This window comes from Candidatus Streptomyces philanthi (assembly GCF_059553635.1).
On sequence record NZ_JCANQV010000188.1, the window covers coordinates 1 to 11,780 of the forward strand.

General features: G+C 73.9%; 10 protein-coding genes. 7 read left to right on the top strand and 3 right to left on the bottom strand.

The window, feature by feature from the left end; translation table 11 throughout:
- The first annotated feature begins 14 nt into the window (after positions 1-14).
- Positions 15-1,532: an acyl-CoA synthetase gene (locus AC51EU_RS20490; protein WP_496268472.1), complete on the top strand. Its 1,518-nt coding sequence runs from the start codon at positions 15-17 to the stop codon at positions 1,530-1,532.
- A gap of 151 nt (positions 1,533-1,683) precedes the next feature.
- Positions 1,684-2,484, top strand: a complete 801-nt coding sequence (locus AC51EU_RS20495; protein ID WP_496268463.1) for a VOC family protein — start codon at positions 1,684-1,686, stop codon at positions 2,482-2,484.
- Between the two features lie 10 nt (positions 2,485-2,494).
- On the opposite strand, the gene paaK is transcribed toward AC51EU_RS20495, so the two are convergent.
- Positions 2,495-3,796, bottom strand: a complete 1,302-nt coding sequence (paaK, locus tag AC51EU_RS20500; protein ID WP_496268464.1) for a phenylacetate--CoA ligase PaaK — start codon at positions 3,794-3,796, stop codon at positions 2,495-2,497.
- Positions 3,797-3,959: 163 nt separating this feature from the next.
- Positions 3,960-5,579, bottom strand: a complete 1,620-nt coding sequence (locus AC51EU_RS20505; RefSeq protein WP_496268465.1) for an acyl-CoA synthetase — start codon at positions 5,577-5,579, stop codon at positions 3,960-3,962.
- A 166-nt stretch (positions 5,580-5,745) separates the two neighbouring features.
- Between AC51EU_RS20505 and AC51EU_RS20510 the strand changes: the two genes are divergently transcribed.
- The 5 genes from AC51EU_RS20510 to AC51EU_RS20530 are packed head-to-tail and all read left to right on the top strand — an operon-like array spanning position 5,746 to position 10,306.
- On the top strand, positions 5,746-6,546 hold the full coding sequence (locus AC51EU_RS20510; protein WP_496268466.1) for a crotonase/enoyl-CoA hydratase family protein: 801 nt from the start codon (positions 5,746-5,748) through the stop codon (positions 6,544-6,546).
- Between the two features lie 17 nt (positions 6,547-6,563).
- Entirely contained in the window at positions 6,564-7,547 is a 984-nt protein-coding gene (locus AC51EU_RS20515) for a Zn-ribbon domain-containing OB-fold protein (protein WP_496268467.1), read from the top strand.
- Positions 7,547-8,590, top strand: coding sequence for a thiolase family protein (locus AC51EU_RS20520; protein WP_496268468.1), 1,044 nt, complete (start codon positions 7,547-7,549; stop codon positions 8,588-8,590). The genes AC51EU_RS20515 and AC51EU_RS20520 overlap by 1 nt, the downstream gene beginning before the upstream one ends.
- Positions 8,587-9,756: a thiolase family protein gene (locus tag AC51EU_RS20525; RefSeq protein ID WP_496268469.1), complete on the top strand. Its 1,170-nt coding sequence runs from the start codon at positions 8,587-8,589 to the stop codon at positions 9,754-9,756. The genes AC51EU_RS20520 and AC51EU_RS20525 overlap by 4 nt, the downstream gene beginning before the upstream one ends.
- A gap of 49 nt (positions 9,757-9,805) precedes the next feature.
- The gene (locus AC51EU_RS20530) at positions 9,806-10,306 is read left to right on the top strand and encodes a hypothetical protein (RefSeq protein ID WP_496268470.1); all 501 of its coding nucleotides are present in this window, start codon (positions 9,806-9,808) and stop codon (positions 10,304-10,306) included.
- A gap of 49 nt (positions 10,307-10,355) precedes the next feature.
- On the opposite strand, the gene AC51EU_RS20535 is transcribed toward AC51EU_RS20530, so the two are convergent.
- Positions 10,356-11,780, bottom strand: a 1,425-nt coding sequence (locus AC51EU_RS20535) for an N-acetylmuramoyl-L-alanine amidase (protein ID WP_496268471.1), incomplete at its 5' end; no start/stop codon positions are given.

The following is an 11,780-nucleotide window of genomic DNA, read 5'->3' on the forward strand; positions in this document are numbered from 1 at the left end:
CCGAGTATCACGCCATGACAGCGGCGCGGAGCAACACGGTCGACGGCATCCTGCGGCGCAGCGCGCGCAGGGTGCCCGGACGGACGGCGGTCCGGTACGCGGACCGCACCTGGACGTACCGGGAACTGGACGAGGCGGTCACCGCCGCCGCCGGGGTGCTGCTCGGCAGCGGCCTGCGGCCCGGCGACCGGGTCGCCGCCTACGGCCGCAACTCCGACGCCTACCTCCTCGCCTTCCTCGCCTGCGCCCGCGCCGGACTCGTCCACGTACCGCTCAACCACTCCCTGACCGGCGGGGAACTGCGCTACCTCCTCGACCAGTCCGGCAGCTCCCTGGTCCTGACCGACCCCGCGATGGCGCACCGCCTGCCCGGCACCGTCCGCACCCTGCCGCTGCGCGACGCGCCGGACGGGCTGCTGGCGCGGCTGGCACACGCCCCGCGGCCCACGGACCTGCCGGAGCCGGACGGCGGCGGCCTCGCCCAGCTCCTGTACACCTCGGGCACCACCTCGCTGCCCAAGGGCGCGATGATGACCCACCAGGCGCTGGTGCACGCCTACACCAGCGCCGTCGTGGCCCTCGACCTCAAGGAGGGCGACCGGCCGCTGCACACCCTGCCGCTGCACCACTCGGCGCAGATGCACGTCTTCCTGCTGCCCTATCTGGCCGTCGGCGCGGAGAACACCGTCCTCGACGGGCCCGACGCCGAGCAGATCTTCGACCTGGTGGCGGCGGGCCGGGCCGACAGCCTGTTCGCGCCGCCCACCGTGTGGATCGCCCTCGCGGGCCACCCCGATTTCCGCGTACGGGACCTGAGCGCGCTCCGCAAGGCGTACTACGGGGCGTCCGCCATGCCGGTGCCGGTCCTGGAGCGGCTGCGCACCCGGCTGCCGGGCCTCGCGTTCCACAACTGCTTCGGGCAGAGCGAGATCGGCCCGCTGGCGACCGTCCTGGGCCCGGACGAGCACGAGGGACGCCCCGCCTCCTGCGGCCGCCCGGTCCTCTTCGTGGAGGCGCGGGTGGTCGACGGCGAGGGACGGGAGGTGCCCGACGGGGAGCGCGGCGAGATCGTCTACCGTTCGCCGCAGCTGTGCTCGGGCTACTGGAACAAGCCGGAGGAGACCGCGGAGGCGTTCCGCGACGGCTGGTTCCACTCCGGTGACCTGGCCGTCCGTGACAGCGACGGCTACTTCACGGTCGTCGACCGGATCAAGGACGTCATCAACTCCGGCGGGGTGCTGGTCGCCTCCCGCCAGGTGGAGGAGGCCCTCTACGCGCATCCGCAGGTGGCGGAGGTCGCGGTCATCGGGCTGCCGGACGCCCGCTGGATCGAGGCGGTGACCGCGGTCGTGGTGCGCCGGGAGGCCCCGGAGGGCACGCCGCCCGTGGGGGAGCGGGAGCTGATCGACCTGGCGCGGAGCCGTCTCGCCCCGTTCAAGACACCCAAACGGGTGCTGTTCGTGGACGCGTTGCCGCGCAACGCCGCCGGGAAGATCCTCAAGCGGGAGCTCCGGGACCGTTTCGGCGGCTGACGCCGCCCCCCGCCCCGGCCGCCCCGCGCACGAAGGGCGGCTGTCAGTGCCCCCTGCCATGCTGGGTCGCGGGTCGGAAACCGCCCGCGGCGTCCCGCCGCGGCGGCATGCCCCGGCCCCCGCGACCGAGGGACAGGGAGGAAGCCCACCCATGCTGACGACCACCTACGTACCCGGGACACCGGACTGGATCGACCTGGGCACCGAGGACGTCGACGCCGCCGTCGCCTTCTACTCGGCGCTGTTCGGCTGGACGTTCCGGCCGGCCGGGCCGGACGCCGGGGGCTACGGCTTCCTCCAGCTCGACGGCCGGACCGTCGCCGCCGTCGGCCCGAGCGTGGGCGAGGGCGCCGCGCCCGCCTGGACGGTGTACTTCCACACCGCGGACGCCGACGCCACGCTCCGGGCCGTGGAGCAGGCCGGCGGCACGGTCCGCTTCCCGCCGATGGACGTCTTCACCGCCGGGCGGCTCGCCGGGTTCACGGACCCGACGGGCGCCGAGTTCGCCGTCTGGCAGCCCGGTGACGTCCCGGGCCTGGAGGCGGTCGCGGAGACCGGCGCCCTGTGCTGGACGGAGCTGTACACCACGGACGCGGCGGCCGCCCTGGACTTCTACCGCCGGGTCTTCTCCTGGACCGACCGGGAGATGCGGCCCGGCGGCGGGACGGCCTACCACATCGTCTCCTCGCCCGGCGGCGGCCGGAGCGGGGACACCGCCCAGGGCGGTGTCCTCCAGCTCACCGAGGAGCATCTGAGGGCGGGGTCCGGCGCCGAGTGGCACCCCTACTTCGGGGTCGCGGACTGCGACGCCGTCACCGCCACCGCCGTCTCCGGCGGCGGCACGGTCCTCGTCCCGCCGACGGACGTCCCGGGCGTCGGCCGGATATCGATGCTCCAGGACCCCGCGGGAGCGGTGTTCGCCCTGATCAAGGGGGACCCGGAAACGGCCTGACGGGAAGTGCTCAGGCGCCGTCCTTGGGGCGCGCGTCGACGATCCGCCGGATCTTGCCGACCGAGCGCTCCAGGGTCTCCGGGTCGGTGATCTCGACGCCGACGGTGACCCCGACGCCGTCCTTGACGCCGCGCGCGATCTGCCCGACGGCGGCCTCGCGCTGCTCCGGCGTCGCGTCCGGCCGGGCCTCGGCGCGCACCGTCATCCGGTCGAGCCGGCCCTCGCGGGTCAGCCGGAGCTGGAAGTGCGGCGCGATGCCCGGGGTGCGCAGCACGATCTCCTCGATCTGCGCGGGGAAGAGGTTCACCCCCCGCAGGATGATCATGTCGTCGGAGCGTCCGGTGATCTTCTCCATCCGGCGGAAGGAGGGGCGGGCCGTGCCCGGCAGCAGCCGGGTCAGATCGCGGGTGCGGTAGCGGATCACCGGCATCGCCTCCTTCGTCAGCGAGGTGAACACCAGCTCTCCCGGTTCGCCGTCCGGCAGCACCTCACCGGTGATCGGGTCGACGACCTCGGGGTAGAAGTGGTCCTCCCAGATGTGCAGCCCGTCCTTGGTCTCCACGCACTCCTGCGCCACTCCCGGGCCCATCACCTCCGACAGGCCGTAGATGTCCACCGCGTCGATGGCGAACCGCTCCTCGATCTCCCGGCGCATCTCCTGCGTCCACGGCTCGGCGCCGAAGATCCCCACCTTCAGCGAGGTCGTCCGGGGATCGACGCCCTGCCGTTCGAACTCGTCGAGCAGGGTGAGCATGTACGACGGCGTCACCATGATGATCTCGGGACGGAAGTCCTGGATGATCTGCACCTGCCGGGCGGTCATCCCGCCGGACGCCGGGACGACGGTGCAGCCGAGCCGCTCCGCGCCGTAGTGCGCGCCGAGCCCGCCGGTGAACAGCCCGTACCCGTAGGCGATGTGGATGGTGTGGCCGGGCCGCCCGCCGGCCGCGTGGATCGACCGGGCCACGACACCGGCCCAGGCGGCGAGATCGGCGTCGGTGTAGCCGACGACCGTCGGGCGGCCCGTGGTCCCGCTGGAGGCGTGGATGCGGCGCACCCGCTCCTTGGGGACGGCGAACATGCCGAAGGGGTACTCCGCGCGCAGGTCGTCCTTGACCGTGAACGGGAAGCGGGCGAGGTCGGCGAGCGTACGGCAGTCCTCGGGCCGTACCCCGGCCCGGTCGAAGGACCGGCGGTAGAACGGGACGTGGTCGTAGGCACGGCGCAGGGTGGCCTGCAGCCGTGTCAGTTGGAGCTCGCGCAACGCGTCCGCCGAGAGCCGTTCCGCCTCGTCGAACGTCTCCCTGTCCATCGCCGCATCCGGCATGCAGTGTCACCGCCTCGTTTCCCTACCGATCATTCGGTAGCTGAATGCGGATCCAAATAATCAGCGCACCGGCGGAAACGTCAAGAGGTGTGCGACGGTGGGTCCCGGCGGCGGTCCGCGTACGGAAGCCGCAGGTCGCCGGAGGGGCTCAGCCCCGCGACGCCATCGCCAGCGCCCACCGGTAGTCCGCCTTGCCGCTCGGCGAGCGCCGGATGCGGTCGGTGAAGACCACCGTGCGCGGGATCTTGTACCCGGCCAGCCGGGCGCGGCAGTGGTCGCGCACCCCGGACGCGTCCAGCGCGGCACCGCCGTCGCGGAGCTGGACCACGGCCGCCACGCGGTGGCCCCACCGCTCGTCCGGCACGCCGGTCACCAGTGCGTCGTACACGTCCGGGTGCGCCTTGAGGGCCTGCTCGACCTCCTCCGGGTAGATCTTCTCGCCGCCGGAGTTGATGCACTGCGAACCGCGCCCCAGCACGGTGACGGTCCCGTCCTCGTCCACGGTCGCCATGTCGCCCAGCAGCACCCACCGGTCCCCGTCCGCCTCGAAGAACGTCTCGGCGGTCTTGCGCGGATCGTTGTGGTAGCCCAGCGGCACGTGCCCGCGCAGCGCGATGCGCCCCGTCGCGCCCGCCGCGACCGGGGCGCGCGTCACCGGATCGACCACGCACGTACGGGAGTTGACGTGCAGCCGGAAGCCGCGGTCGGGGCCCGAGTCGTCGGTGGCGGTGCCGTTGAAACCGGACTCGGACGACCCGAAGTTGTTCAGCAGCGCCACCCGCGGCAGCAGCGCGGAGAACTGGGCGCGCACCGTGTCCGACAGGATCGCCCCCGAGCTGCTGACGCTGAACAACGAGGAGCAGTCGGTCGCCCGCAGCGGGCCGCGCAGCGCGTCGGTCAGCGGCCGCAGCATCGCGTCGCCGACCAGCGACACACAGGTCACCCGCTCCCGCTCGACGGTGCGCAGCACCTCCTCGGCCGCGTACTTGCGGTGCACCACCACCTTCTGCCCGAAGTGGAAGGCGATCAGGGCGGTGAGGGTGGAGGTGCCGTGCATCAGCGGCGGCGCCGGCAGGAACACCAGCCCCTCCCCGGAGGCCGCGACCCGCTCGGCCAGCTCCTCCGGCCGCCGCACCGGCTCGCCCGTCGGCGCCCCGCCGCCCGTCCCGGCGAAGAACAGGTCCTCGTGGCGCCAGACGACGCCCTTGGGCATGCCCGTGGTGCCCCCCGTGTAGATCACGAACCGGTCGTCGGCCGAGCGTGGCCCGAAACCGCGCTCCGGCGACCCGGCGGCCTCCGCCTCCTCCAGCGCCACCGGCTCCGGGCGGGGCACGGGGGCCCCGTCGGGCGGCGTGCCGACCCGTACGAGGTGCCGCAGCTTCGGGGCCTGCGGCGCGGCGGCCGCGACCCGCGCGGTGAAGGCGGCGTCGTAGACCAGCGCCACCAGCCCCGCGTCCCGGTAGAGGTAGACCAGCTCGTCCTCGACATAGCGGTAGTTGACGTTGACCGGCACCGCCCGGATCTTCAGACAGGCGTAGAGCGCCTGGAGGTAGGCCACGCCGTTGTAGAGATGCAGGCCGACGTGCGCGCCAGGTTGTACGCCCGCCCCGCGCAGATGGTGCGCGAGGCGGTTGGCCGCGCGGTCCAGCTCCGCGTACGTCAGCCGGCGCTCTGCGCCGCTGCCCGGCAGGTCGAGGGCGACCAGCGCCTCCCGGCCGGGGACGGTGTCGGCGACCGATTCGAAGAGGTCGGCAAGGTTGTACTCCACGTCTCTCCTCCCAGACCGTGCCCGGCGGTTCGCGGCCATTAGAGCGCCGCCGCGCACCACGGGGGAAGGGCCCCGGCGAAGAAAACTGACTGAGTGTCAGAAAACTCTTGAAGTCGCCGTACCGCTCCTGCACCCTGTTCTCCGTCGCGGGACGGGAGGACGCCACATGGACGGCACCGAACACCTCACCGCGCGCCGCACCGGCGCGACACTCGTACTCACCCTCGACCGGCCGGAGGCGGGAAACGCGTTCTCCCTGCCGATGCTGGTCGGCCTGTACGACGGCTGGCGCGCCGCCGACGCGGACGACGCCGTCCGCTCCGTCGTCCTCACCGGAGCGGGCGGCACCTTCTGCTCCGGCATGGACCTCAAGGCCCTCGCCGGCGACGGCTTCGCCGACGAGCGCTACCGCGCCCGCCTGCGGGAGGACCCCGACCTGCACTGGAAGGCCCTGCTGCGCCACCACCGCCCCCGCAAACCCGTGATCGCCGCCGTCGAGGGCCACTGCGTCGCCGGCGGCACGGAGATCCTCCAGGGCACCGACATCCGGGTGGCCGGCGAGAGCGCCGTCTTCGGCCTCTTCGAGGTACGGCGCGGACTGTTCCCCCTCGGCGGCTCCACCGTCCGCCTCGCCCGCCAGATCCCCCGCACCCACGCCCTGGAGATGCTGCTCACCGGCCGCCCCTACCCCGCGCCGGAGGCCGCCCGCATCGGACTGATCGGCCGCGTCGTCCCCGACGGCACCGCCCTGGAGACGGCCCTGGAGATCGCCGAACGGATCAACGCCTGCGGCCCGCTCGCCGTCGAGGCCGTCAAGGCGTCCGTGTACGAGACCGCCGCCATGACCGAGGAGGACGGCCTGGCGGCCGAACTCGCCCGTGGCTGGCCGGTGTTCGCCACCGAGGACGCCAAGGAGGGCTCCCGGGCCTTCGCGGAGAAGCGCCCGCCGGTCTTCCGGCGCGCCTGACACCCCCGGAGTGCCGTATGACACCGCAGCCCCGCACCCCTGACGACCTCCTGACCGCGCCCCTCGTCGTGGAGTTCCCCTTCACCCGCTCCCTCGGCCCCGTCCAGGGCGCCTTCCTCACCGGCCTGCGCGAACGCACCGTCCTCGGCGCCCGCACCCACGGCGGCCGGGTGATCGTCCCGCCCTGCGAACACGACCCGGACACCGCCGAGGACATCCGCGACCTGGTCGAGGTCGCCCCCACCGGCACCGTCACCACCTGGGCCTGGAACCCCGCCCCGCGCCCCGGCCAGCCGCTCGCCACCCCCTTCGCCTGGGTCCTCGTCCGCCTCGACGGCGCCGACACCGCCCTGCTGCACGTCCTCGACGCACCTGGCCCCGACGCCGTCCGCACCGGGCTGCGTGTCCGCGTCCGCTGGGCCGCCGACCGCACCGGCGCCCTCACCGACATCGCCTGCTTCGAGCCGGACGAGGCACCGGGACCGGCCGCCGCGACGGAACCCCGGCCGCACGACGGACGGTTCCCCGACCCCGTCACCGGCATCACCGTCCCCACCCGCCTCGACTACACCTACGCCCCCGGCCGGGCCCAGTCCCGCTACCTCACCGCACTCGCTGACCACCGCATCACCGGCGAACGCTGCCCCTCCTGCCGCAAGGTCTACGTCCCGCCCCGCGGCGCCTGCCCCACCTGCGGCGTCGCCACCGGCACCCCCATCGAGGTCGGCCCCAAGGGCACCGTCACCACCTTCTGCATCGTCAACATCACCTCCCGCCACCCGGCACACACCGCCGTCGAGGTCCCCTACGTCTACGCCCACATCGCCCTCGACGGCGCCGACCTGCCCCTGCACGCCCGCATCGGCGGCATCCCCTACGACCAGGTCCGCATGGGCCTGCGCGTCGAACCCGTCTGGACCGGCACCGGCCGCCACCCCGACCACTACCGCCCCACCGGCGAACCCGACGCCGACTACGACAGCTACAAGGAGCTGATCTGATGCGCGAGATCGCCGTCGTCGCGTTCGCGCAGAGCGACCGGGTCCGCGACCGCACCGGCACCTCCGAGGCCGAACTGCTCATGCCCGTCCTCCACGAGGTCCTCGACCGCACCGGCCTGCGCGCCCGGGACATCGGCTTCCTCTGCTCCGGCTCCTCCGACTACCTCGCCGGACGCCCCTTCTCCTTCACCATGGCCCTCGACGGCGTCGGCGCCTGGCCACCGGTCGCCGAGTCCCACGTCGAGGCCGACGGCGCCTGGGCCCTGTACGAAGCCTGGGTCACCCTGCTCACCGGCGAGGCCGACACCGCCCTCGTCTACGCCTACGGCACCTCCTGCGCGGGCGACCTGCGCGCCGTCCTCACCCGCCAGCTCGACCCCTACCACCTCGCCCCCCTCTGGCCCGACCCCGTCGCCCTCGCCGCCCTCCAGGCCCGCGCCCTGATCGACGCCGGACACACCGACCCCGGGCAGCTCGCCGCGATCGCCGCCCGCAGCCGGGCCGACGCCGCGGACAACCCGCACGCCCAACTGCGCGGCACCGTCCCCATGGGCGGCACCGTCGTCGCCCCGCTCCGCGTCGGCGACTGCCCGCCCGTCGGCGACGGCGCCGCCGCCGTCGTCCTCGCCGCCGGCGACACCGCCCGCCGCCTGGCCGACCGCCCCGCCTGGATACGCGGCATCGACCACCGCGTCGAACCCCACGCCCTGGGCCTGCGCGACCTCACCGACTCCCCGTCCACCCGCCTCGCCGCCACCCGCGCCGGACACTTCGACCGGCCCCCGGACACCGCCGAACTGCACGCCCCCTTCACCTCCCAGGAGGTCGTCCTGCGCCGCGCCCTGCGCCTGGACGACACCGTCCGCGTCAACCCCTCCGGCGGCGCCCTCGCCGCCAACCCCGTCATGGCCGCCGGGCTGATCCGCGTCGGCGAGGCCGCCGCCCGCATCCAGCGCGGCGCCTGTGACCGCGCCGTCGCCCACGCCACCTCGGGCCCGTGCCTTCAGCAGAACCTGGTCGCCGTCCTGGAGGGGGAGTCATGAGCAGCAGGGAGCCGGTCGCCGTCGTCGGCGTCGGCCAGACCGCGCACGCCGCCGCCCGCCGCGACGTCTCCCTCGCCGGACTGGTCCGCGAGGCCGCCCGCCGCGCCCTCGACGACGCGGCACTGACCTGGTCCGACATCGACGCCGTCGTCCTCGGCAAGGCCCCCGACTTCTTCGAGGGCGTCATGATGCCCGAGCTGTACCTCGCCGACGCCCTCGGCGCCGCCGGCAAACCGCTGCTGCGCGTCCACACCGCCGGTTCCGTCGGCGGCTCCACCGCCCTCGTCGCCGCCCGCCTCGTCGCCGCCCGCGTCCACCGCACCGTCCTCACCGTCGCCTTCGAGAAGCAGTCCGAGTCCAACGCCATGTGGGGACTGTCCCTCCCCGTCCCCTTCCAGCCCCCGCTGCTCGCCGGCGCCGGAGGCTTCTTCGCTCCCCACGTCCGCGCCTACATCCGCCGCTCCGGCGCCCCCGCCACCACCGGCACCCTCGTCGCCCACAAGGACCGCGGCAACGCGCTGAAGAACCCCTACGCACACCTCCACGAGCACGACCTCACCCTGGAGAAGGTCCGCTCCTCCCCGATGCTGTGGGACCCCGTCCGCTACTCCGAGACCTGCCCCTCCTCCGACGGCGCCTGCGCCATGGTCCTCACCGGCCGCGACGGCGCCGCCCGCGCCCCGCACCCGCCCGCCTGGGTCCACGGCGGCGCGATGCGCAGCGAACCCACCCTCTTCGCCGGCAAGGACTTCGTCTCGCCCCGCGCCGGCCGGGACTGCGCGGCCGACGTCTACCGGCAGGCCGGCATCACCGACCCCCGCCGCCAGATCGACGTCGCCGAGCTGTACGTGCCCTTCAGCTGGTACGAGCCGATGTGGCTGGAGAACCTCGGACTCGCCCCGGAGGGCGAGGGCTGGCGGATGACCGAGTCCGGCGCCACCGCCCTCGACGGCGACCTGCCCGTCAACCCCTCCGGCGGAGTGCTGTCCACCAACCCCATCGGCGCCTCCGGCATGCTCCGCTTCGCCGAGGCCGCCCTCCAGGTCCGCGGCCGCGCCGGCGCCCACCAGGTCCCCGGCGCCCGCCGCGCCCTGGGACACGCCTACGGGGGCGGCGCCCAGTTTTTCGCCATGTGGGTGGTCGCGGCGCAGCCGCCGGGCACCTGAGCCATGCCGCAGGCGCGGGGTGTGTCCGCGGGCCACGTACGATGGCGGCATGTCCTTCCTCCGCCGCCGCAGCGCAGCCACGCCCGCAGGGCCTGACTTCGACGTCCTCGCCATGGATCCCGGCGACTGGCCGGGCAACCTCGGGGCGGGGCTGCTGCCCGCTCCCGACGGCACCTGCCAGGGCGTCTTCCTCCGCTACGACCTGTTCGGCGGCCGCGGCCCCGCGATGATCATCGGGAATCTCCCGGAGGGCTCCCCGGCCCGCGAGCTGGACGAGGACGAGGTCCCCTTCGAGGTGGCGCAGCTGCTCGCCGCGCTCGGCAACGACGAGCCGGTGACGGTCGTCGGGAGCGAGGACACCCCGGTGATGCACGACGGCAACCTGCTGATCGTCAAGCGCGTCAAGTGCTCCGAGAGCCGCGTCTCCTGCGTCCAGTTCGACCGCAGCGACGGCGTCCTGGTCACCATCGCCAGCTGGGACCGGCCGATCACCGACGACCTCTACGCCCTCCTCAAGCCGCTGCCCGCCGAACTCTTCCAGCAGGCGTGAGCCGGCGGGCCGCGCCGGGGGACCGATGCCCCGGCGCGGCCCGCCGCCGCTACACGCCCGACGGCCGCACGGTCACGTCGTCCGCCCGGACATAGCCGACGCGGTGCCCGACCTGGATCTCGTAGTACACGTCCTTGCCCCGCACCACGGTGTGCGTGGCGGGGTCGAACCCCGGCGCGGAGAAGTACTCACCGCGCACCCGTGACCCCACCGCGTACGCCTGGCCCGGCGCCAGCCGGTACGGCAGCGGATTGATCTTCTGGACGGGGACACCGGCCGGATACGCGTCCTTCTCCGGATACGCCACGCCGTAGACCGGGATCTCACCCCGGTCCCGCCTCGGGACGGCGACCAGGCCCTTCGCGCTCACCGCCGTGGGGTGCCGGCGCGGATCGTGGAACCACGCCTTCTGCCCCAGGTACCAGACCGCCGTCCAGTCGCCGGAGCGTCCCGCGACCGCGAACCGCTGGCCGGTGGTGGCGCGCGCCCCGGTGTCGTTGACGTCGTGCGTGGAGTCACCGCCGTCCGGGTGCAGCCCCGCGTCCTTGACCAGCGGGGCGTCCTCGGACGGCGCGGTGTGCAGCCGGACGGAGGACGAGCCGTGCGGGGCGCAGGGCTTGCCGGTGCCCTCCTCGCAGTCCGTGTACTCCGGCCGGTTGCGGTCGTAGTCCGGCCGGATCGTCACCAGCCCGCCGAACGGCCCGGCACTCGCCTTGAACGGCTTGCCCATCAGCGCGAAGTAGTGCGCCCAGTCCCAGAACGGGCCCGGGTCGGTGTGCATGGTCTTGACCGTGGACGGGCCGGTGCCGGGGACGTTGTCGTGCCCCAGGATGTGCTGCCGGTCCAGCGGGATGCCGTACTTGCCGGCGAGGTACTTCACCAGCCGGGCCGACGAGCGGTACATCGCCTCCGTGTACCAGCCGTCGGGGGAGGCCAGGAAGCCCTCGTGCTCGATGCCGAGGGAGTGCGAGTTGACGTACCAGTTCCCGGCGTGCCAGGCGACGTCCTTGGTGGGGACGTGCTGGGCGATCAGCCCGTCGGCGGACCGCACCGTGTAGTGCCAGGAGACGTAGGTGGGGTCCTGGACCAGCTGGAGGGTCTTGTCCCAGTACTCCTCGGTGTCGTGGATGACGATGGTGTCGACGGACTGGTCGCGCGGCCGGTCGGCGAGGTCGTGGTTGCCGTAGTCACCGTCGCCGAACTCGGTGTACGGCGCCGGTACCGAGGCGCACACGACGCGGGAGGGGCACTCCGGGGTGAAGCCCTGCCCGGCGGTCCGGGCGGACGTCCGGGTGGCCCGCGCGCCGTCCTCGGTACGCGCCGCCTCCCGGGCGATACGTTTCTTCTGACCGGCGTCGGGGACCAGCGACGGCCGGGCGTCCAGCCGCACCCGCTGCCCCGCGTCCGTCGTCCGGCTCTCGCCCTGCCGCAGCACCGCGAACACCTCGTCCGCGAAACCCCGGGCGCCCGCCGC

Excerpts from the sequence above, each read along its gene's own strand:
- paaK (WP_496268464.1), bottom strand. The coding sequence starts at position 3,796 with ATGGACAGGGAGACGTTCGACGAGGCGGAACGGCTCTCGGCGGACGCG.
- AC51EU_RS20490 (WP_496268472.1), top strand. The coding sequence starts at position 15 with ATGACAGCGGCGCGGAGCAACACGGTCGACGGCATCCTGCGGCGCAGC.
- AC51EU_RS20495 (WP_496268463.1), top strand. The coding sequence starts at position 1,684 with ATGCTGACGACCACCTACGTACCCGGGACACCGGACTGGATCGACCTG.
- AC51EU_RS20510 (WP_496268466.1), top strand. The coding sequence starts at position 5,746 with ATGGACGGCACCGAACACCTCACCGCGCGCCGCACCGGCGCGACACTC.
- AC51EU_RS20530 (WP_496268470.1), top strand. The coding sequence starts at position 9,806 with ATGTCCTTCCTCCGCCGCCGCAGCGCAGCCACGCCCGCAGGGCCTGAC.
- AC51EU_RS20520 (WP_496268468.1), top strand. The coding sequence starts at position 7,547 with ATGCGCGAGATCGCCGTCGTCGCGTTCGCGCAGAGCGACCGGGTCCGC.
- AC51EU_RS20525 (WP_496268469.1), top strand. The coding sequence starts at position 8,587 with ATGAGCAGCAGGGAGCCGGTCGCCGTCGTCGGCGTCGGCCAGACCGCG.
- AC51EU_RS20515 (WP_496268467.1), top strand. The coding sequence starts at position 6,564 with ATGACACCGCAGCCCCGCACCCCTGACGACCTCCTGACCGCGCCCCTC.